Annotated in this window: 19 protein-coding genes and 3 pseudogenes; 10 read left to right on the top strand and 12 right to left on the bottom strand. The window is 29.6% G+C overall.

Annotated features, from left to right (window positions below; genetic code table 11):
• Nucleotides 1-49: 49 nt before the first annotated feature.
• Genes NL275_RS02290 through radA form a run of 3 tightly spaced genes read left to right on the top strand, consistent with a single transcriptional unit; the run spans nucleotide 50 to nucleotide 6,453 of the window.
• Complete coding sequence (locus tag NL275_RS02290) at nucleotides 50-2,386, top strand: VirB4 family type IV secretion/conjugal transfer ATPase (RefSeq protein ID WP_253299900.1); 2,337 nt, start codon at nucleotides 50-52, stop codon at nucleotides 2,384-2,386.
• Nucleotides 2,367-5,132, top strand: a complete 2,766-nt coding sequence (locus tag NL275_RS02285) for a hypothetical protein (protein ID WP_253299899.1) — start codon at nucleotides 2,367-2,369, stop codon at nucleotides 5,130-5,132. Before NL275_RS02290 ends, NL275_RS02285 begins: the two co-directional genes overlap by 20 nt.
• 7 nt (nucleotides 5,133-5,139) lie before the next feature.
• Nucleotides 5,140-6,453, top strand: coding sequence for a DNA repair protein RadA (radA, locus tag NL275_RS02280; RefSeq protein WP_253299898.1), 1,314 nt, complete (start codon nucleotides 5,140-5,142; stop codon nucleotides 6,451-6,453).
• Nucleotides 6,454-6,572: 119 nt separating this feature from the next.
• Here the strand turns inward: radA and NL275_RS02275 are convergent, their stop codons facing one another.
• The 5 genes from NL275_RS02275 to NL275_RS02255 form a co-directional block, all read right to left on the bottom strand.
• A complete protein-coding gene (locus NL275_RS02275; protein WP_253299897.1) occupies nucleotides 6,573-6,842 on the bottom strand; it encodes a hypothetical protein in 270 nt (89 codons plus the stop codon).
• A 55-nt stretch (nucleotides 6,843-6,897) separates the two neighbouring features.
• Nucleotides 6,898-7,152: a hypothetical protein gene (locus NL275_RS02270; protein ID WP_253299896.1), complete on the bottom strand. Its 255-nt coding sequence runs from the start codon at nucleotides 7,150-7,152 to the stop codon at nucleotides 6,898-6,900.
• Nucleotides 7,153-7,268: 116 nt separating this feature from the next.
• Nucleotides 7,269-7,625 (bottom strand): cytochrome c-type biogenesis protein, encoded by a 357-nt coding sequence (locus tag NL275_RS02265; RefSeq protein WP_253299895.1) that lies wholly within the window; start codon nucleotides 7,623-7,625, stop codon nucleotides 7,269-7,271.
• A 343-nt stretch (nucleotides 7,626-7,968) separates the two neighbouring features.
• Nucleotides 7,969-8,559, bottom strand: coding sequence for a hypothetical protein (locus NL275_RS02260; RefSeq protein WP_253299894.1), 591 nt, complete (start codon nucleotides 8,557-8,559; stop codon nucleotides 7,969-7,971).
• Nucleotides 8,560-8,615: 56 nt separating this feature from the next.
• Entirely contained in the window at nucleotides 8,616-8,975 is a 360-nt protein-coding gene (locus NL275_RS02255) for a ferredoxin family 2Fe-2S iron-sulfur cluster binding protein (protein ID WP_253299893.1), read from the bottom strand.
• 236 nt (nucleotides 8,976-9,211) lie between these two features.
• Here NL275_RS02255 and NL275_RS02735 point away from each other — a divergent pair, with 236 nt between their 5' ends.
• Both NL275_RS02735 and NL275_RS02250 read left to right on the top strand, forming a co-directional pair.
• Nucleotides 9,212-9,295 (top strand): hypothetical protein, encoded by an 84-nt coding sequence (locus NL275_RS02735; protein ID WP_370107222.1) that lies wholly within the window; start codon nucleotides 9,212-9,214, stop codon nucleotides 9,293-9,295.
• Nucleotides 9,279-9,418 (top strand): annotated as a pseudogene (locus NL275_RS02250) (IS5/IS1182 family transposase); the annotation flags it as partial. The gene NL275_RS02735 and the pseudogene NL275_RS02250, both read left to right, overlap by 17 nt.
• 311 nt (nucleotides 9,419-9,729) lie before the next feature.
• Here NL275_RS02250 and NL275_RS02245 read toward each other — a convergent pair.
• Nucleotides 9,730-10,062 (bottom strand): hypothetical protein, encoded by a 333-nt coding sequence (locus tag NL275_RS02245; RefSeq protein ID WP_253299892.1) that lies wholly within the window; start codon nucleotides 10,060-10,062, stop codon nucleotides 9,730-9,732.
• 173 nt (nucleotides 10,063-10,235) lie between these two features.
• On the opposite strand from NL275_RS02245, the pseudogene NL275_RS02240 reads away from it, so the two are divergent.
• A pseudogene (locus tag NL275_RS02240) lies at nucleotides 10,236-11,020 on the top strand (succinate dehydrogenase iron-sulfur subunit).
• Between the two features lie 8 nt (nucleotides 11,021-11,028).
• On the opposite strand, the gene NL275_RS02235 reads toward NL275_RS02240, so the two are convergent.
• The 4 genes and pseudogenes from NL275_RS02235 to NL275_RS02220 all read right to left on the bottom strand — a co-directional run bounded on the left by NL275_RS02235 (nucleotide 11,029) and on the right by NL275_RS02220 (nucleotide 14,428).
• Complete coding sequence (locus NL275_RS02235; RefSeq protein ID WP_253299891.1) at nucleotides 11,029-11,778, bottom strand: PAS domain-containing protein; 750 nt, start codon at nucleotides 11,776-11,778, stop codon at nucleotides 11,029-11,031.
• Nucleotides 11,779-12,220: 442 nt separating this feature from the next.
• Complete coding sequence (locus tag NL275_RS02230; RefSeq protein ID WP_253299890.1) at nucleotides 12,221-12,973, bottom strand: GNAT family N-acetyltransferase; 753 nt, start codon at nucleotides 12,971-12,973, stop codon at nucleotides 12,221-12,223.
• A pseudogene (locus NL275_RS02225) lies at nucleotides 12,963-13,443 on the bottom strand (phosphatidylglycerophosphatase A family protein). The gene NL275_RS02230 and the pseudogene NL275_RS02225 overlap by 11 nt, the downstream one beginning before the upstream one ends.
• A 10-nt stretch (nucleotides 13,444-13,453) precedes the next feature.
• Nucleotides 13,454-14,428, bottom strand: a complete 975-nt coding sequence (locus tag NL275_RS02220; protein WP_253299889.1) for an NAD(P)H-dependent glycerol-3-phosphate dehydrogenase — start codon at nucleotides 14,426-14,428, stop codon at nucleotides 13,454-13,456.
• Between the two features lie 307 nt (nucleotides 14,429-14,735).
• On the opposite strand from NL275_RS02220, the gene NL275_RS02215 reads away from it, so the two are divergent.
• The 4 genes from NL275_RS02215 (at nucleotide 14,736) to NL275_RS02205 (ending at nucleotide 17,388) form a co-directional block, all read left to right on the top strand.
• Nucleotides 14,736-15,029: a co-chaperone GroES gene (locus tag NL275_RS02215; protein ID WP_253299888.1), complete on the top strand. Its 294-nt coding sequence runs from the start codon at nucleotides 14,736-14,738 to the stop codon at nucleotides 15,027-15,029.
• 63 nt (nucleotides 15,030-15,092) lie between these two features.
• Entirely contained in the window at nucleotides 15,093-16,739 is a 1,647-nt protein-coding gene (gene groL / locus NL275_RS02210) for a chaperonin GroEL (protein WP_253299887.1), read from the top strand.
• 350 nt (nucleotides 16,740-17,089) lie between these two features.
• Nucleotides 17,090-17,218 (top strand): ankyrin repeat domain-containing protein, encoded by a 129-nt coding sequence (locus tag NL275_RS02730; RefSeq protein ID WP_370107220.1) that lies wholly within the window; start codon nucleotides 17,090-17,092, stop codon nucleotides 17,216-17,218.
• Nucleotides 17,203-17,388 (top strand): hypothetical protein, encoded by a 186-nt coding sequence (locus NL275_RS02205; protein ID WP_253299886.1) that lies wholly within the window; start codon nucleotides 17,203-17,205, stop codon nucleotides 17,386-17,388. The genes NL275_RS02730 and NL275_RS02205 overlap by 16 nt, the downstream gene beginning before the upstream one ends.
• A gap of 4 nt (nucleotides 17,389-17,392) precedes the next feature.
• Here NL275_RS02205 and NL275_RS02200 read toward each other — a convergent pair whose 3' ends face one another.
• Both NL275_RS02200 and NL275_RS02195 read right to left on the bottom strand, forming a co-directional pair.
• On the bottom strand, nucleotides 17,393-19,057 hold the full coding sequence (locus tag NL275_RS02200; protein WP_253299885.1) for a hypothetical protein: 1,665 nt from the start codon (nucleotides 19,055-19,057) through the stop codon (nucleotides 17,393-17,395).
• 107 nt (nucleotides 19,058-19,164) lie between these two features.
• Entirely contained in the window at nucleotides 19,165-21,921 is a 2,757-nt protein-coding gene (locus tag NL275_RS02195) for a hypothetical protein (RefSeq protein WP_253299884.1), read from the bottom strand.
• Nucleotides 21,922-21,942 lie beyond the last annotated feature (21 nt).

Raw genomic sequence — 21,942 nt, 5'->3', positions numbered from 1 at the left:
AAAGTATAAGTGATCAAGTTTATGTTTTATCCAAACAAAAGCACTGCATATGGGATATAAGCCTGAAAAAAAAAATATCTCAACATTGACAACATCAACAGAAAAGATCAACTTAGATTTTTTCCCTTACGCTTGTCACTACGACGAAGAAACTATATTAACTAAACAAGGAGAATTACTAAAGATAATTAAATTAGAAGATTATTCTTCTATCAGTAATTATAGTGATCTGAGAACTGAGATCAGAAAAAGTATATCAAAAAACATTAACAATACATACTTTACTATTTGGATTCATACTGTTAGAAGAAATAGCAAAATTGATTTAAAGTGGCAAAGTACTAAAGATTTTTCTGATCAATTATATTCAACTTGGATTAATAAGATAACTAGTAGCAAATTACAGTATATCAATGAATTATACTTAGTAATATTATTCAGTAATTGTAATGAACATATTAAAAATTCATTTTCTTTTAACTACATAAAAAAAAAGCATAAGTTATTATTACAAAAAAAACATCAAGAATTAAAGAAAGTAACTGACTTAATTAAGGATGACTTAGAACCTTTTGGAGCAAAAAAACTAGGTTTAAGGTTTCATCAGGATAGAGTGTATTCTGAAATTATAGAATTTCTTAATTATATTGTTACACTAAAATATAAAAATTGTGAAATATCTGAAAGTGATTTGTCACAATTTGTTAGTGAACTTAAAGTAGATTTTGGTTTTAATACATTTCGAACAATATTTGAAGATCAACAAAAATTTTGTTCTATCTTTTGTATAAAAGAATATAGGGAAGTTTCTCTTGATAGTATAGATCAATACTTGCAACTTGATTTTGAGTTTATTATAACAGAAATAATTTTATTTTTTAACAAGTCAATCAAGGAATTTAAAAAGCAAGTTGATATACTACAGATTAGTGAAGATAATAATTTGCTTAAAAATTCAGAAATAGAAAAAATAGTAATGCTGGAAAATAATTCTAGTATAAACTTTTGCCAACAGAAAATTATCTTCTTAGTCTTTGCAGATGACAAAAAGAAGTTAGTTCAAAACATTATTAATTTATCATCTATAACATCAGTTGTTGGTTTGATGACATTTAGAACTGACTTACACATGGAGGATCATTTTTGGTCACAGCTTCCAGGTAATTTTACTTTTATTACAAACTTAAAGAGTATATTAATACAGTATGCTTGTAGTTTCGCTATGTTGCACAACTTTACATCAGGAATGTTAAAGGGAGGTAGGTGGGGAGAAGCGGTAACAATTTTTTTTTCAAAAAAAGGAAATCCTTATTTTTTTAATTTTCATGGAAAAAAAAACAATGGCCATACTACCATCATTGGAGCTCCAAGTTCGGGCAGAACTTCACTAATTAATTTTCTATTGTCCGAATCAAGAAAATTTAATCCAAGAATAATTATATTTGACAATACAGGAAAATCAGTGATTTTTACCAAAGCGGTAGGCGGTAAATATTATATAGTAGATTCAAAATATAAAGATCAAAGCTTAAAATTTAATCCGCTAAATGTTGATGATAATATAGCTAATCGTAGTATGCTGTGTGAATTAATAAAGAGAATGGTAGGTGGATTATTATCACAAGAAACAGAAGAAAAAATAAAAAAAATAGTGCATTCTATATTTATGATACCAAGAGAATCACGCTCTATCTCACAAATTTCTGAGGTGCTTAAACTCCTTGAAGGAAATATAAGTAAGTGGCTTGGTGATGGGAAGTTTGCATATCTTCTAAGAGATGGTGATATGTCAGATATTCATTGGGAAACAAAAATTATATCTATTAATACTACAAATCTAATACAATACAAAGAATGCATGTCCGTTATACTTTACTATTTTTTATATTCTTTTGAGATAAGATGTGATGGTTCACCTGCAATACTTGTGCTAGATGAAGCTTGGGAAATAAGTAATATATTTGCTACGGAGGAAGAATTTGACAATTGGATGAAAAGGATGACTGAGTTAAATGTTGTGGTAATTTTAAGCACAGAAAACTTAAACCTGGCATTTGCAAGCAAATTTACTCAGTATTTAGATAAACATATTGATACAAGAATATTGATGCCTGATATTAATGCAAATAGGTTATATATGAAAGCATTTTCTTTATCAAGAGAAGAATTAAACACAGTTCTTCAAACACCGATACAGGAAGGTTTATTCTTGATAAAACAATATAGGGGATTAGTAACTTTAAATTTAGATTTGAAAAACATGCAAGAAACACATGTTCTTTCAGCTAATAAAGATAGTATACAGTACATGTATGAAGCAATAAAAGAAAAAGGAGAACAAGTTAATGAATGGTTACCTGTGTTTTATGAAAAGTGTAAATCTTAGATTTTTAATATTTTTATTATTTGCTTATCAAGGAAATGCTGATTGTCCTCCGCTTGTTAAAAGTAATACTGCACTTGAAATTGCAGCTAATCAAACAGGTAAAGGAGCAGCAAATTTCTTTATACTCGAATGGAGCAACTTAGCTTTTGATGAAAAAGTATTACAGTATATCAGAGTAGAAGCAGTAAAAGATCAAGGAATTTATGGTAACTTTAATCCAAGGATTAAAGTTTGTGATTATGAAGGAGAAAATTGTAGTGAGTTATATGGTGGAACATCATGTCACAATATATACGGAACACAAGGTAGTGGAGCAGGGGTTTCTGCAGCAGTCTTTATTGATTGGGAAGGGGATAAGACAGTAATTGGTAGTAAAATAGCTCAAACTCTTGAATGGGAATGGGCAAATGGTGTAGAGGAGAAAGACAAAAAGAAATTTGCCAAGTCTCCAAAAATATGTGCCTGTACTCAGAAGGGAGCATGTATGAGCGGTATTTCTGCGTGGTTTTCTAGAGTAGTTTCAGGAGAAAATATTTTCCGTCCTGGAGATATGGAGAATGTATGTGATACTTGTGAATGGGATGGTAGACAACAAAAAATAAAATGTGCTCCTATTTCCCTTTTACCAGGTCCTCCTCCATTTTGCGATCAACTTGAGTGTTCATTACCACAGGTGAGAATTGTTCCTATCAGTATAAATGATAACGATTATTTCGATCCTAGAATAGGTGTAATGGTTGGTGGGGAGAGCAAAATAGATTTACATATTAGAGACGAATATCCGGAACAACATATTAAAGATAAGGATGGTAATATTTTTTATTTTAAAACTTATAAAAAAGAAGGAGAACTATGTGCTGAATATTATGGAAACCAAGGAGTAAATGAAAAAAATTTACAATTTACTCGTTGTTTTCCTTCACCACCAGCGCCACATCCTGAAGTATTACAAGTAGTAGGTAATAATACACTAGAAATACAAATGAAAATGAGTGAAAAAATATGTGTAAGATTAATTGGTGGAAATTATAATGGAGGTAATAAAAGTTGTACTTTTAGTATTAATACTCGCCCTAAAAAAATAGGCCACATTTCTTTGAAAGTAGTGAAGCCAGAAATGAACAAAACAATCAATAACACCCTTGATGAAACGTTAAAGAACATATTAAGTAAAAATAAAGAATTTCAAATTCTACAGAGATATGGTTGCGTTCCCGCTATTGATTCAAAGTGTGAGATTTTAAACGGAAAATGTGAATTAGATTCTACAGGACATATCAAAACAGAATTTCAATATAAAGAGAAAGAGATCAAAGATCAAGGAAAAATGCTTTGTGCTTCAGGTTGGCAACCGGAACCTGAAGAATTTATGTTGGAAAGAGAAGGTGAAATGATACCACTAAAATTGATGAGTGCTACTTATGCTAAGTACAATACAGTTTATTCAAAAGAGTCAAAACAGATGTACTATTTTCCTCTTGATAAAATAAACAACATTTTAGAACACTCTCAGGATCAATTGAATGATATAGTATTTGATAAAAAAGGCTATATTATCATTCCTAAAGATAATGAAGGAAGAAACATGTGCATTGTCGAAAAAGATGAGGAACTAGATAAGAAAAAGGATAGCGATGAATGTAGAATAGTATATAAGTTAATAGATTCAGAATATAAAGAAGCATGCAAGCCTGGAGATGATGGTTGTATTAAGGATAATAATTATCGTTACACTAGGTACGTTAGAAAAGATAACAATCAACCGTTTTTCTTGCGAAGAGTAGTGGGAAAAGATGATAAAGTTGAATCACAAGAAGTTCCTGTAAGAGTAAATAGAGCAGAGGTGTTTTACCCTGAAAAATTATGTAAATTTGACTTACAAGAATTAAAGAAGAAATTAAATGAAACAATACTAGCACAATTAAAGGCTAAAAAGACAGCACTAGAAGGTTCTCATAGTAAAATTTATGCTCTTTCAGGTAGTGCTGAATACACGGATGATTTATCAAATTATAAATATGTTGAAATAGAGGCTTGGGGAGGTGGCGAAGCAGGTCATATAAAAAATAAAGCTCACTCTCAAGAAAGTAGATTAGGAATGCCAGGTGACTATATTAAAGCTAAATTAAAAATCGATCTCAATTATCCTTTAATCAAAGTTAAAGTTACAGAAGGTGGTGGTAATCAAGAGGAAGCACTATCAAATAAGGACGGAGGTCCGACAATAATAGAAATGTGTGAAGATGATACGGGACGTAACTGCAAGGAATTAATTACAGTTGCAGGTGGAGGTAGACAAAAAATATACGGTAATATGAAAGATATTAAAACAATCATTCATCAGTCTAGATTAAAAGTGAAAGAAAAAATTGTAAGAGGAGATGATGTGAATTCTACTCAAGACAATCAAGTAGCATATATAAAAACTGGTAAAATAAAATATAAAAAAGTAAATAAATGTAACAGTAATATTAAGGCTAATGAATATGGTGCAGGTGGTTGTATTGATAAAAGTAATATGACTTACAGTAAAGGTTCAGCAGGTCATGCAGTAATAAAGCCTATTCTAGGTGAAATTAAAGTAGGAGAAATTCCAAAATTTATCGAAAAAGTAACAAATGATGAAATTCCAAATATTGACGACCCTTTGATAAATAAACTTGACCCTGATATAGCTAAAACAATTAAACAAGAAATTGAGAAAGCATTATCATGTAAATCACAAGCACAGCCAGGAGCAAATTAAGATATAAATGAAGACAATATACGTATGTCAGACTTGTGGTCATAGTACGGGTAAGTGGGTAGGTAAGTGTATTTCATGTAATGGTTGGAACACGATTATTGAAGAAAAGTTTGATAAGAAAAATATATCTATTACTCAAGCAAAAGTCTTATCTTTTGATGAAATTATTACACCAAAACGTTTTTTAACCGGAATAGAAGAACTCGATAGAGTTTTTGGCGGAGGAATAGTTCAAGGTGCTAGTATTTTAATTGGCGGTGAACCTGGAGTTGGTAAATCAACTCTTTTGCTTAAAATTGCAGCACAACTTTCTTTTTGTGAATGTCTTTATGTTTCTGGTGAAGAATCTTTAGAGCAGGTAAGTTTACGAGCAAAACGTCTTCAAATTAATGCAACTAACATAAAGTTATTATCCACTGTTTCTCTTTCTGATGTAATAAAAGCAATAAAAGATAATAAAAAGATCAAATTTGTAATTATTGATTCTATACAAACTATTTATGACAGTAGTATTACATCAGCACCAGGTACTGTAACTCAAGTTCGCTCTTGTGCTCATGAATTAACTATTATGGCTAAACAATATGGGTTTTCTCTTTTAATAGTTGGTCATATTACTAAAGACGGACAAATAGCTGGACCAAAAACTTTGGAGCATATGGTCGATACAGTTTTATATTTTGAAGGTGAAAATAACAATCAATATCGTATTTTGCGTTCTATTAAAAATAGGTTTGGACCTGCAAATGAAATTGGCGTTTTTGAGATGTCTGAAATGGGATTATTACCCGTTAATAATCCATCATCACTGTTTATTATGGCACATGATAGAGAAGTTGTAGGAAGTGCAGTTTTTGCAGGAGTTGAGGGATCAAGACCTATTCTTATGGAAGTACAGTCATTAATAGCCGAAACTTATATGGCAGCTCCAAGAAGAGCAGTAGTTGGATGGGATATTAATCGCCTAGCTATGATTATTGCTGTATTAAATGCTCGTTGTAAAATATTTCTACAGAATAAAGAAATATACCTGAATATTGCAGGAGGATTGAGAATACAAGAACCTTCAGCTGATCTTGCTGTCGCTGCCTCTTTAATTTCAAGTGTAATTAACTTACCATTACCTACATTTTCAATAATATGCGGTGAGGTTGCACTTTCAGGCGAAATTAGAAATATTTCACATGCAGATTTAAGACTAAAGGAAGCACAAAAACTTGGATTTAAAAAAGCAATAATGCCTAAAAATGGCAATTATTCTTCTCATGACATTGAGATAATAGAACTTGGTCATGTAAGAGAATTAAGAGAAATTTTATGATTATTGATAAATTTTTCAATACAAGTAAAAATATGCACCCTTTTGTGAAAGCTTTTATTGCCAAGAATCAAGATCTATTTTAGTTTTTTCTCATATGTATCATAAAATTTTACCAAGAGCTATAGAATAAAGTCTAAAATTATTTCACGCCAAATATGGTAATGCTCTTTAGGCAAGTTAAAAGGGCTACATTTATAAATTGCGCGCATTGCACTATCTGCAACTGACCTAAAAAGTGAATTATGTCGATAAGATTCACTGTCTGCTATATCTGTCATTACTACTTCTCCTTGAGTAGATAATAATATATTAATTTTTATATTAAAACCTTTTTCATAAGCTAGGTTATCAGTAATATTCCAGCATTTTGTCAGCTTATTTCGTATCAAGTTAGTAATTTCTGCAATAATTAATTTATCATTTCGATCATTAAAATTTTCTACTTTATTTTTTAATTCGTTTTTTTTCTATAGGTTTATAAGTATGTATATTTTTTTTCCTTTTTGGAATGGGTTCATCTTTATCAAGAAAATTTTCTTTATGCATTTCAATTATTTTTCTAGGTTGTTCAACAACAGAATTTAGATGCTTTTTTCTCCTTGGTAATGGAGTAAATTCTGCGTATGACTCTGAAGATAATGAAAAAAATAAAAAGTAAAATAATAAAAAAGCAAATGATTTGAAACGGAAGAAGTGCATATTTTAAGAAATATATTCTACTGGTTTAAAGCTAATATTGTAAATAAAGTCAATATATTTCCACTCTCATTAACGAATTATTTGGTATATAAAAATACAACCAACAAATAATGTAATTAATGGTATATACCATAAAAAATAAGTACTACTCTTATAGGTGGAACAATTATAATTGAGTTACCATAAATACCTTTCAACTCTGAGATAATTTGTTGATCGGTATACCCATCATTAATTTTATTACGGATTGCTTTACGTATGTCATGAGCAGCAGATTCAGAAAGCGTTTCTCCAGAGCATATTGGACACTTTATTATTTTAAATAAATCGATAGCTCGCTTTTCCATATTTGCATCTTCCAGTTTATCATCTAACACAAAAGTATTTACTTCTGTATAAATAATTAAAATAATAAGCAATTTAATAGCTTCTCTCATCTTCAGTAAGTTTATTAACTTTGTTAATAAAATCATCGATAGGTAAATTTCCTATAAAACTGATTCCAAATTGTCATCATATCTTATTGTAAATTGAAGATGATTATCGCTAATCTTGTCTGACAGAGAAAATAATAACTCTTGAAACGCACTTATATTAGACCTTGTATCAATCATAAGTGGCAATAATTTTTTGTAATTTGATATATCTACATGAATCTTATCTTTAAATGAAGACGTAACTAAATTATAATCATATATTCCTCCACTTACAGTGACAGAAAAATCATTACTCTTAATTAAAAACCTTTTTATGTCAAAGTTAATTTTAGAAGCAGAAATCTTGTTAAAGAATTCGTAATTAAAATCGACATTAAAATTAAAATAGTTTTTCAGGATTTGTAGTATCTTTGAAACGATATAAATAAAAATCAAATCCTAATAAAAAATTTTCATCAGATTTCTTATTAAATTTAAATTTAACATAGTTAGCTTTCTCATTTACTTCAGTAATAATACTTTTATTACTTTCTGAACCATATAAAATATCACATTTTAGCCCATAATCTTTGTATATTAGAGTATTTATATAGTCTACTAGAATATTATTTTCACTAAATTGAGATGAAAATGGTAAATTGTTTAATTTAACGATAAAATGGCTTTTGCTGTTTATATTGCAGTTTATTGAGCTTTTTTCGTTATTATTAATAACTATGTCAATTTTATTACTTGGTATATAAATATGTAATGATTTATCAAATAACCTGTTTTTTACTGATAAACCTTCGGATGAGATCGTTAATTTTTCATTAGAAAATTTTGGATTTTTGATTTGAAATATAAGGTTTGAAGGAAATCCTCTTTTATCGTATGAAATTTTAGACTCTTCATCAAGAATATTCGATACTACCTTTACGAATAAACTTCTTGCCTTCCATGAAGCAAAATACCAAAAGCCACAGTACACAGTAGGAATCAAAAAAAATAAAGAGATAGTAAAATAGATAAAAATCTTGCGCATAATCAGTCTTTTTCTTGTTTATCTAATGATATATTTCTTGTGACTCTTGGTATTGTAACACATATACCATTAATATCGTTTGTGAGTTTAATCTGACATCCAAGCCTTGAAGTTTCTGTTAAGCCGAATGCTAAATCTAGCATGTCATTTTCTTCATCAGATATAGGATTACATTTTTCTAAAGTATCATAAAACTCAGGATCAACAATTACGTGACATGTAGAACAAGCTAGAGAACCCTCACATGCACCTTCTAACAAATCTGGATCGCTTCTATGAGCTAAATTAAGTAAAGTTTCACCTTCCGAAGCTTCATAATTTTTTTTTCTTCCATCAGGTAGAATAAAAGTAACAGACGGCATATTATTTCCTATAAAAACTTACTAACATGCTACTGATAATAGCGAATTTATGCAAATCTTTTACCGTGTTCACTTGGTATATAAAAACTAAATTTAGATAACTTTACTCATAGTTGCCACAAGAACAGTTATTTAATGCTGCAAAAAAAGGTGATATTACAGAAGTTCGAGATCTAATAAAAAAAGGAACGAATGTTAATGCTACTATAGATTAATATGGAAACACTTGTTTACACTTGGCTAGTCTAGATAATCATAAAGAAGTAGTTGAATATCTGATAGAAAAGGAGCACAGCTGGCATCGTTCGGAATGCGAGTGAAACCAAGATCAGGGAGATAAAATATTTAAGATAATGTCACATATTTATCGCAATTTTCAGAGAAAATATAACATGAGATTTAATATTGTTGCCGGAATTATCAATTTAACTCATGGTTTTTAACCTTACTTCTTAATGCTTTTTCCTAACTCCATACCCTAAACTCTAAACTCTAAACGTTGCCTTCCTTATTCGCAGCAGATCTATTGTTAAATGAGCTATATGTGTGCACTTTATTTGCATCAAATATCATAACAAGAAAAGCTCTATATGTATGAAGTATTATTGAGAACATCCTTGCATCATAGCCTGAGTATGTCGATATCCCTCAGCATTGTGTATATTTTTTCAAATTACTGGATACACAATCACCTAGAGGGCGTACTACTTTATAGACTTGTTCAGAAGCAAAGCTACCTACAATTGCTATAACACTAACTGCAGAAAAGATAGTTTCCCAAAACACAAACCACCAAATTCTTATCTTCATGTTTTGCTTGATTCATGCAATCACTTGTTTTTCCTGAGTAATCGCCTATATAACTTGCGATCTTAGAAGCACCACTGAAGAGCTCAGGAAGATACGTAGCTACATATTCCCCAGCTTTCAAACCTAGTTTTTTATATGTATATGAATCACTTGATAAATCTTCAAAACTAAGACCTATATTTTCTACATCTTCTTTTATCTGCTGCTTTTGAACCATTTCAAAGTCCTCACCAACTTTATCTTGCTTTAATACATTATTTCTCTTTTTATTCAACATCGAAACCTCTTACTAATAAATCTAATATTAATATATTAACTAAATAATAATTAATTGTCAAGTAAATATATAGTAAACAATTAAGGAAGCGAATGAAAAGTAAAGAAAAATATAGTGATAATATTAAAGTATATGCTATTATGAGAGTGTTTTTAATCTTATAATACGAAAGTATGGTGCAACTTTCTTTACCAAAGAATTCTAAAATTAATAAAAAAGGTAAAATTTATTCTACTCCTGTTGGAAAAAAGAATGTTCGAAAATTTGAAATTTATCGCTGGTCTCCTGATGATATAAAAAATCCAAGAATTGATACATTTTTTATTGATATGGATGACTGCGGTACTATGGTCCTTGATGTACTGATAAAAATAAAAGATGAGATCGATTCAAGTTTAACTTTTAGACGTTCTTGTAGAGAGGGAATATGCGGTTCCTGTGCCATGAATATAGATGGAACTAATACTCTAGCATGTACTAAATCTATCAAGGATATAAAAGGGGATATCAAGATATATCCACTACCTCATATGTATGTAATAAAAGATCTGAGTACCAGACTTAAGTAATTTCTATGAGCAGTACAAAACGATTAAACCTTGGTTGCAAACTGATGAAGCTTCAGTGAAAGAGAAAGAATACATTCAATCCCCTGAAGAGAGGGAAAAATTGGATGGTCTTTCAGACTGTATATTATGTGCCTGTTGCTCTACCAGTTGTCCAAGTTATTGGTGGAATAGTGATAAATATTTAGGTCCAGCAGTGTTATTACAAGCATATAGGTGGATAGTTGATAGTCGTGATAATAAAACAGATGAACGTCTTGATGATTTGAATGATACATTTAAATTATATCGTTGTCATACAATAATGAACTGTACAAAAACTTGTCCTAAGGGGACTGAATCCAGCAAAAGCAATAGTTAAAATTAAGCAGCTTATGATAAATAAAGCATAAGAATGAGTTTAAGATTTTTTGCATTCTGTGTAGGAAAAAAGTAAACCTTCTGAAGCATAATTTATAGTTAATACCTTAAGTAATTTTCCATTTGTTAGATGTAACGTGTTATTATATGATTCAAATAGTTCTTTAAATAAAGTATCTCTTTTCTCAGTTATAACTTGAAAATCCTCTTTTTTTAAAAGTTTTTTGGATTCGAAAAGATAAGACATAATTTCATAATAAGTTGGACGAGATTTAAGAAATTTGTGATCAAGTTGAAAAATTCTTATAAAAGTGTTGTTATAGAATGTAATTTTCTGACTTTTATTATATATTACAATGGCTACTGGTAAGTCTTCAAGTAACATTTTATATGTAACTAGATGATTATTCAATTTAGTACGTAATTTTTCTTCATTGCTAATGTCTTGCCCGTATACAACTATTTCATCAGAACCTTGTATTGAAACTTTAATAAAATTAAAAATTTTACGCTCGTTTCCATAAATTGTTATATATTTTTCTGATTTTTCATTATAAACAATTTTAGTGATAGCTAATCTTTGAGAATTGTTTATATGTTTGTGGTAGAACAGATTATAAAATTTTACTTTTTGATACTTATTGTACTTTAGTATTGGATATGATAAAGAGTTAAAAATATCCTTATAATTCTCTATTTCTTTGACTAATTTTTTGTTTTCTAGTTTAAGTTCATTGGATCTTATCTCATAATTTGAGATATTTCTTACCCATAATAGGACACCAATCACATTATTAGAATAATCTATTATGCTTTTACCATGACATATACAATAAATTTCACTTTCTTTTGCTTTTAAATCTATAGTGAAAGATTTATTTATCTTTTTTGCTTCAGTAAAATTTTTAACTAAGCCTTCTGACTGTTCAAAAAAATTTACAAATTCGTTAAATGAGTAAAAAACTGTGTTTAATGAAATTAGTAAATTGGGTGAAAACTTTTCTATACGTTTTTTTGAATCCCAGACATAAAATCCATCATCTATAGTATCGATTAGATTATTAATTATGACATTTTCATTTTCTAGATTTTGATTTTATCATGAATCTTTAATCGAGAATAAGAAAGAAAAAAATAATACTAAAATTAATACTGAAAGTACCTCATATAGGAAAAACATGGCGCTTTTAAAATAAATATGAATACTCTGATTATAAAGAGTTATGTATAAATTATACTGAAGAAGTGTATAAGTAAAGATTACCGAACATTTTGAAACCTAATCTCTCATAAAGATTAATAGAAGACTTCATACAATGTGCTACTGCGTATTTACACTTAAATTTCTGTGCTATTTTTATTCTTTCTAGAACCATTTGTGTACCTATGCCTTGATTTCTATAAATTGGTAAAACACCATCACTGTAAAAGCCTGCCACATTATCTTGAATATAAATACCACACGTTCCTATAAACTCATCGTTTAATGTTGCAAAAAATAATCTTAATTTTGATGTATCATTAGGTAATCCACGAAAAAACTCACTAACAGCTCCAATGTTATGATTAAAGATTTTAGAAGTATACAAATCTAATTGCTCTAAAAGTTGATTATTATCTATAATCTTAAGTTTTAAATTTGGAACAACATCAGGTGGTAAAAAGTAATTTGTTACGTTAAGCAAAGCTTTCTTTGGTGTACTAACATGTTTTATGCCGTACTTTGCTAAAATTTTTCTTTTTTTTACATATACCCATGTTGCTTGTATATTTCTTGCTTTTAGATAATTTAAAGTTTTTTGTATAGATAACTCATTATCACAAAATACAAAATTAAACAAAAATTCTCTACTACCATTAATTATAAATACAGTATCGTCAAATTCATCGTGTATTTCCCATTTAGATAAATTTGCTGCATAAAGCATGTAGTCTTTTAGATTTTTAGTAACCAGATCTGAACAACGAATTTCCTTATTTTGCATATAATAAACAATAAAATGCCCCTATAAAAATATAAGCTGAAAATGCAGCTATAACATCATCTAACATAACACCTAAAGATCCTTTAATATGTTTGTCAATTAAATTTGATAGGCCATGTTTTTATTATATCAAAACATCTAAAAGAAAAAAAACATAAAGACAACAAAAAATAATCCATTTCTTGATTGTGCAATAACATAGAACATAAAAATATTGTCAACAATTGACCTACTACTTCATCAATCACGACTTCTTTAGGATCGTGTACAGTTTTATAATATTTTATGTAATTGTTTGTAGACCATAATCCTAATAAAAATAAAAACAAGATTACTACTGCGCCTAAGGTGCTGTTGCTTAAGATAATTGGAGCTAAAGGAAGTGAAGCTAAACTCCCTATAGTGCCTGGCATTTTTTTTATAGTACCAAGTAGCATCCAAGTTGATATTAGTTTGTATATAAACTTCATAGTATGTTTTTTAACAATTTACAAGAATAGAAACGGTTTCATCTATAGAAGCATTTTCATATAATAATTTATAAATAGCTTCACATATTGGCATTTTAATTTTTAGCTTTGCTGCTAAATTAAATACAGACTGAGCAGTACTAAAACCTTCAATCACTGATTTACTTTCTAGTAAAATTTTTTGAATTTCACACTCGCTACCTATCTTAAACCCAAAAGATAAGTTTCTTGAATTAAAGGATGTACACGTCATAACTAAGTCACCTAAACATGAGGGTCCTAATAGAGTATCTACATTATTTTTGCCAACTTTGATAAAATATAAATCCTTAATTTCATTCATGCTTTTTGTTATTAGTGCTGCATGAGCATTACATCCAAGTTTTTTGCCTAAAATAATTCCACAAGCTATGGCAAAAACGTTTTTCAGCGCTGCACAGATTTGTACACCTATAATATCATTACTTAGATGTAGCTTAACATTTTCTTGTTGTAATTCTGAGATCAATTTTAAACCTAACGTAGTATCTTGACAAGCAAGAACCATTGAATAAGGTAGTTTTTTTGCAACTTCTATAGCAAAACTAGGTCCTGAAAATATAGCAATATGATTATTAGGTAGAATCTCTTTTACTATTTCACTAGGTAAGCTTAATGAGGATTTCTCTATTCCTTTACAAGCTATAATAATAGGTATATTTTTTTGTATCTTGCAATAATGCAATTGTTGGCATGTTTCTCTTAAAGATTGAGTAGGAGTAGCTATGATTATAAATGATGCACTACTAGTTATCTCTTCAATTGAAGATTTTATTAATACGTTATCAGGAATAAAACAGCCAGGTAGTTTGTTGCTCTCCTTTTTTTCATTTATTGAATTAATTGTAAGTTTATTATTTGTCCACAGAATCACATTTTGCTTTCTACTCAATGAAATTGCAATTGCTGTACCCCATGCACCGGCACCTAAGATTGATATTGTCACAAAATGTCACCCAAAACATCACTTAATACTTTAGAAAAATAAATCAAATTTGTAAATTAATATAAATCATTTCTAAGAAAAGTAGTTTTAAATACGATAATTTTACTATATTCATCGAATGAAATCGGCTTAAATGATAGTTTTAGTAGCATCAGTATAAAGTACATATTTTATAGCTAATTTACAGAATATTTTCTTATTTTATAAGATTTACTACTTGTATATTTCTCAAACTCCAACACTTGAAATCTAATTTATAAGTATTATATAAGTTTTATAGATTAGTTTGTTATATGAGGAGAAATAAATGTCAAATCCAAATTTAAAACTATTAGATGATAGTGTATTAATAAAGTCTATTAATGAAGAAAAGCAAGGTGGAATTATGCTTCCATCAAATGCTGAAAAGAAACCAACAAAAGGTGAAGTGATAGTTATAGGTGAGGGTGCACGTAACTCAGAAGGTGTGCGTCTTCCCCTTACTGTAAAAGTTGGTGATAAAGTTTTATATCGTCAATGGGCAGGTACGGAAATAGAGCATGATGGTGAAAAATTCATTGTTATGAAAGAGTCTGATATAATAGCTATCATAATAAAGTGAGTTTTATATTGTACAATCAAAGTATTTTTTTTATATGTTTTTTATTAATGAGAGGTGATAAAAATGACGAGTAATATAGTAGTATCAGGAGAACAATTGCAGAAAGCTGTTCGTGAAATTGCAGGATTAGTAGATTCAACAGTAGGAATAACTGGTGGACCGAAAGGATTAACTGTAGGGATTAGTAAACCTTATGGAGCGCCAGAAATTACAAAAGACGGTTATAAGGTGATGAAAAGTATAAAGCCTGAAGAACCATTGAATAATGCAATAGCAAGTATCTTTTCTCAAAGTTGTTCTCAGTGTAACGATAAAGTTGGTGATGGTACAACAACTTGTTCCATATTAACTAGTAACATGGTAATGGAAGCTTCAAAGCCGATAGCTGCAGGTAGTGATCGTGTTGGTATTAAAAATGGTATGCTAAAGGCAAAAGATGTCGTCTTGAAAGAGATTTTATCAATGTCACGAACAATTTCTTTAGAAAAAATTGATGAAGTTGCGCAAGTTGCCATAATTTCTGCAAATGGTGATAAAGATATAGGAAATAGTATAGCTGATTCTGTTAAGAAAGTTGGAAAAGAGGGCGTGATTACTGTTGAAGAAAGTAAAGGTTCTAAGGAATTAGAAGTTGAGCTTACTACCGGTATGCAATTTGACCGTGGTTATCTTTCACCATACTTTGTTACAAATAATGAAAAAATGATAGCAGAGCTTGATGATCCATACCTTTTAATCACAGAGAAAAAACTTAATATTATACAACCGATACTTCCTATTCTAGAAGCTGTTGTTAAATCTGGAAAGCCCTTACTAATTATTGCAGAAGATGTTGAAGGTGAAGCGTTAAGCACTTTAGTAATAAATAAATTGCGTGGTGGGTTGAAGGTTGCTGCAGTAAAAGTACCAGGTTTTGGTGATAGAAGAAAGGAGATGCTTGAGGACATAGCAACATTAACTGGTGCTAAGTATGTCATAAAAGATGAGTTGGGAATTAAGATGGAAGATATTACCCTTGGAGATCTTGGTACTGCTAAAAACGTTAAAATTACTAAAGATAATACTACGATTGTTAGTGAAAACAATGGATCTAAGGAAGTAGAAAGCAGAATTTTACAAATTAAGTCTCAAATTGAAACTTCAACTTCTGATTATGATAAAGAAAAACTAAGAGAACGCTTAGCAAAATTATCAGGTGGAGTTGCTGTACTGAAAGTTGGTGGAGCAACAGAGATGGAAGTTAAAGAGCGTAGAGACAGAGTTGAAGATGCATTGCATGCAACAAGAGCTGCAATAGAAGAAGGTATAGTACCTGGTGGTGGTGTTGCTCTTTTATATGCTGCATCTGCTCTTGAGAAACTAAAAGGGATAAGTGATGAAGAACAATTAGGTATTAACGTTATAAAAAAGGTTCTTAGCGCTCCGATTAGAAAGTTAGTAAAGAATGCAGGTCTTGATCCTGCTATTATAGTAGAACATCTAATTAAGCAGAATGATAAGGAACTTATCTATAATGTAGAAACTATGAACTATGCAAATGCATTCACATCTGGTGTAATTGATCCAGCAAAAGTAGTTCGTATCGCTTTTGAAACAGCAATATCTGTTGCAAATGTATTAATTACAACTGAGTCTATGATTGTTGATGTACCAACTAAGGATGATCATTCTTCGCCTCCTATGGGTGGTGGTGGAATGGGTGGTTTTTAAGTAAACTAAAAAACAATAGAGCAGGGGATTTCTCTTGCTCTATTTGCCCAAAGATTTTCCATAAATCACCATATAAACCTGCACTTTTTTAACATAATTCGTCACCCTCACTGCAAGTATTAACCTTTTTTTAATTTATTTTTTATTTGACAATTCTTAAATAATATTATTTTAGTAATGGAGTGTGATTTATTTTAGAAGAGTAAAAATTGAAAATAATACTTTATTATATGACAAATATTCAAAAGCTTTGGAATGAGGTAATAATAAAGAAATTAAAAATTTAATTGGTGCTGATAATGTTTGGCTCGGGATAAAATTGCAGCACTGCTTTACATCTTGCTACTAGCATTGGTAAATCTGATGTAGTTGAGTTACTTATAAGTAAAGGTATTCTTGTTGATATTAGGAATGATTATGGCTGGATTCCTTTACATGTTGCTGCTAAAAAAGGCATGTTAGTGTGGCTGAATTTTTGATAAGCAAAGGTGCTAGGATTAATGATCAGAATAAAGATAGTAAGATAGCTTTAGAGATTCTTATTAAAAAAGATGTAAATATCAAAAAAAAATTCAAACATACAACTTCTGTAAGTCAAATAAATTTAGAGAAATCAGCGCTGAAAGAAATATATTGGCCTGTAAAATAATCCATCAGATTAAACAGTGTATTTTTTTTATGAGCTTTGTATCGATATCTTTAAGTGAAGATTGTGGACTAATTACATTTTTAATGCGATTTTCACTCTGTCTGCTATTGACAATTTTTGTCTCATTTTGCATTATTTCGCCCAGCATTTTCTCAATACAGATTTTCAACATATCTGAAAACTTATTTATTTGCTTAAACTCTGGAAAGGCTTCTTCTGCAGATAAATATAAGGTTTTTAATATTTTAGAATATCTTCCACCTATTATATGGGATTCTATATCTGTACATATTGTAAAAAAATCCATATTCTTTAATGATACACCAGACTCTTTAGCTGTATTTTTCAATATTTGCTTAAATTTTTTTGTTATGCTTAGTGCATAACTTCGTGCTTCTGATTGGGATATTTGTTTCTCTAATAAAGGTATATATTTTTGACCTGTAATCTTTCTAATAAATAAATCAAGTAACGTTAGCGTACCATTAAGATCAATTGGTTGTGAAACATTTGATAATGATGTGTTTTCTGATTCTGTAATCAAAGTGGATTTGGAATAAAATAATCTGCCTATAAAACGGTTTAGCCAACCTAATAAATCTTTTGAAGGTTCACTATTTGTACTATTCTCAAAAGCGTTACGACGATGACGATTATGCTTGCGCTTATGTCTATGTTTATGGATAGATTGAGTTTTGACTGACACATCATCTTTCCTTGAATGAGGAAAAACACTATTATAGACTTTGTCTTCATACTCTTTTTTTATCTCATCAAAGTCTCTTGCTACACTTATTTTTTCTTTATGATCTTTCAATACTATTTCTTTATCTGTAAATTTTATTACCAATGTTTGTATTTTTGCTTCTTGGTAAAATTTTACGAGAGTAATGGTACACAGCTTACTATTTGGTAAAAAAGCATTGGTTATTATCAAATTATTTTTTACACGAGCAAAAGTATAGTTGCCTATCTCTTCAGAAACTACTACCTTACTTTCTTCCTCTATATCTTCAGGCTGTATCACAATAATATTTTTATCGCTTTCAGCAAAAACTAAAGGTAGTGGCTTTAACTCAAACTCCTCAATCTTCATAGGTAGATTGTTTATAATTACGTGCAATCTTTCATACCAGTTTGTCACTAATGCATTCCTTAGTCTTATGCTCACAATGAAAATTAGCTGTGATTGTGTTTTTACTAACTTGCTTATTTTATCATAATATGTTTTAATTAATAAGTCTTTCTTATCTATTATAATTATTGTGTTTAATGTTTTACCTAAGTCTTTTTTTACCTGTTTTGTTATTTGACGTAAGTCTAGAGTATCTATTAAATTTTCCTTATCAACATCATAAATTACTACTTCTGGAATAGGTAGTTTACTATGATTCAACTTTTCATAACCAGAAGCTATTACATATATATTTTCACCTCCATTTCCTACCAGATGACTTCTATAGTGTGGGTTATTAGGAAGAACATCATGTTTGCCATGACCTATAGCTATAGATTCATCGTTTAATGACGAGTGTATAAAGAGAGACATTTTTAAGTTATTTGCTATGTATGGATATTGAGTAATTATTTCGCTAACAAATCTGTCTGTGTTTTGAATTGCATACAAATTACCTTTGTTTCCAACGTGAATTTTTGTATTATCATTCAATTCATAAGAAATATCTTTTATATTACTATTGTACGTAATAGATGTTTCAATGTTTTTTAAGAATTTAAACTTGATGTTTGTTCTATTTGGAAGGGTGTTATTAAAATTTATAGTAGCAATATCTTGTAGTGTATTTTTAATAAAAAACTATGCTTACCACTACTTTCAAGATTGATAGATGCTTTACCTTTTTTTTGATTTACGAAGTATTTGAACTTACCCTCTGATACATAGTTGTGAATTGTAGTATAAGGCCTTACTATTATCTGTACTCCATTTATGTGACTGTAACTTCCACAGTTTCCAGAGTATTTATAATCAGAAGAACACTCATCATAACCTATACTTATAATGTCTTGCTCAACACTATTTTTTCCACCACGTCCATCTATATACTGTATATTAAAATCACAATCTATAATATCCTTTTCATCTTCTCTTGCTAAAACCCTATTCATCCTGCTTAACGATACATAACTTGCACTATCTATGGTATGTATTCTATTTGGGCTAATCATTAGATACTCATTTCCTAAAGCAAACTTACTTAAATCTAAAGTATTAGTTCCTCTGCCTCCGTGAATATACCCTTTAATATTACTACCTTGTAAAATAAAAATGTCATCTTCATCACTCCCAAAAATGTTCTTATCACCATCGCCTATTATAAAAATATTACTGTAATTCTTAAATCCTTTAACATAATCATTACCATCGCCCAAGTTAAATAAGGTATAATTTCCTGTTCTATCTTTTATATATTCTATACCTATGGCTTTTTCACAGTAGTAAGCTCCACTTTCTGGAGCTTGTTCATAATTCCCTTGTGGTAAACAGAATAATTTTCCCTCACTTGGATTATCAGGTTTTGTTCTATCCCACTTTATGTCGGTTCTTTTTTCATCAAGTAGGACTATATTATTCAAATCTTCCTTAAGTGTAGTTGTACATACTTCTTTTTTTTTACGACATGGTTTAATAGTTCCAGAACGATAAACATTGCACCATTCTAAATACTTAACGACACGACAAGAATCTACAACTGATTTACTAGTAGGAAAAACATATCTCTGAATACTATTGTGTTGCTTTAAATAATTGATTGCCTGTTTTACCAATTTATTATACAGTTCTTTTTTTTCCAATAATTCTTCTATTTCTAACTCTGGCTTTACTCCTACAAATGCACGCAACCCTTCAATTAATTTTTCATCCCATTTGAGATGAATGACCTCGTCAATGCTAGCAACTCTCTTTATTGCTTTGTATATATCAGTACCAATAAACACAACAGCTCCAATTCCAGCACCAATAGGTCCAGTAACAGATGAAACTCCTTCAAGTATTTCAAAAGATTCAGCAACTTCTACACCTATTTCTGCAACATCAACTCCAATGTAGATACTATCACTAGATATATCTACAGCAGCATCCTTATTACCCTTCTTATATTCCTTTATTTGATTAACTAGATCATAAGCAATGAAAGCTGAAGTTCCACGAGCAAGAAAAGGTGAGGCTACTTTTAGAGATTTACCAAGCATTACTTTGTCATTTAAAATCAATGCTTCTCCTTTAAGAGATGCAGCTTCAGCAACTTTAACAAATCCTTGACTACCTACAATGAAACCCACATTAATTGCAACACCTTCATAATCACCATTAAAAAAATCACCAAAAACATTTTTAGCCATCATTCCGTACATAGTCATATCAGAGATTATTCCTACTTTGTTTAAATGACTTATTACTCTATAGTTATTTATAAGAACATTTATCTTACTCTGAAATTTACCACCTATCTTTTCTTTACCTACTTTATTCGCAATTTCTATTAGTCTAGAGCGTTTTTCACCATTTTGATTTTTTAGATAAATTAGAAATTTCTCACTGTCAATTTTAATCTTTTCAACATCTCTAGGTTCATTTTTTTCTTCATTAAATTCATCTATTTCTTCCCATGATATACAATTACTTATTTCTCTTTTACTCCTTGAACTAGTTTTAGAACATATTAAATCACCTGTTTTTGAGAATTTATTTGACAATGAGTTATTCGTATCAGAAGAATCTAGATTTCTTTTTGAAGGAGAAACTGACTCAGATATTATTTTATTGTTTATGTCTTGTTTATAAGAATTAACCGTTGATGCAATCAGTATTTTTTGAGCTCTATATTCTGGTAATTTATTGATATATTCTAGAAGTTCAATAGCTGATGTTTTTTGTACGTCTTTATAGTAATTGATGATAATCTTTAATATATGTTCCTGTATATTATAAGCACTATTACTCAGTTTATTTGAATTATTTAGGAATTCTTGAAATATATCTATGTAGTTATCATTGTCGTTTAATGCTGGCACAATACGATTAATGTAATTAAACATGAAGTCTACGTGTTCCTTAAACATAGGATTTTGATACTCTGAGAGACTAACTAAATGGTTCCATACTACAGATTTTTCTGCACTCCCATATATTGCTGTTAAGTAAATAGCATAGTTAGATATTGCTGTTTTTATTAAAAATGCACGATATTGCTCATTGTCTTTTCCATTGAAATAGAAAGATTCAACCGCATTAAAAAATTTATCAATTAAGGTTACATACTTGTTACCCTCTTTGTTTTTTTCTTTTTTAAGGTTTTTCTTAAATAATTCAACCATGAGGAATGCAGCTCTTGTTTCTAACACAGCTTTAATTTGTTGATCAAGAGTAAGTCTATCCATAGCAAGAGTTAAAATTTGGGATATTATTTGTTCATTATTGCTATTCACCACTTCTTGAAAAATTCTATAATTATTTTGCTTTAATATTTTTTTTTGCTCTTCTACTCCTCCAATTTTATGCGTATATTTCAATATTAGTTTAAAAGTCTCGAG

The organism is Wolbachia endosymbiont of Chironomus riparius (assembly GCF_918315375.1).
This window is presented reverse-complemented; position numbering and strand designations above follow the sequence as displayed.

Coding starts and splice junctions, on each gene's coding strand:
- NL275_RS02290 (WP_253299900.1), top strand. CDS start 50: ATGGGATATAAGCCTGAAAAAAAAAATATCTCAACATTGACAACATCA.
- NL275_RS02285 (WP_253299899.1), top strand. CDS start 2,367: ATGAAAAGTGTAAATCTTAGATTTTTAATATTTTTATTATTTGCTTAT.
- radA (WP_253299898.1), top strand. CDS start 5,140: ATGAAGACAATATACGTATGTCAGACTTGTGGTCATAGTACGGGTAAG.
- NL275_RS02270 (WP_253299896.1), bottom strand. CDS start 7,152: ATGCACTTCTTCCGTTTCAAATCATTTGCTTTTTTATTATTTTACTTT.
- NL275_RS02265 (WP_253299895.1), bottom strand. CDS start 7,625: ATGATTTTATTAACAAAGTTAATAAACTTACTGAAGATGAGAGAAGCT.
- NL275_RS02255 (WP_253299893.1), bottom strand. CDS start 8,975: ATGCCGTCTGTTACTTTTATTCTACCTGATGGAAGAAAAAAAAATTAT.
- NL275_RS02245 (WP_253299892.1), bottom strand. CDS start 10,062: ATGTTGAATAAAAAGAGAAATAATGTATTAAAGCAAGATAAAGTTGGT.
- NL275_RS02230 (WP_253299890.1), bottom strand. CDS start 12,973: ATGCAAAATAAGGAAATTCGTTGTTCAGATCTGGTTACTAAAAATCTA.
- NL275_RS02215 (WP_253299888.1), top strand. CDS start 14,736: ATGTCAAATCCAAATTTAAAACTATTAGATGATAGTGTATTAATAAAG.
- groL (WP_253299887.1), top strand. CDS start 15,093: ATGACGAGTAATATAGTAGTATCAGGAGAACAATTGCAGAAAGCTGTT.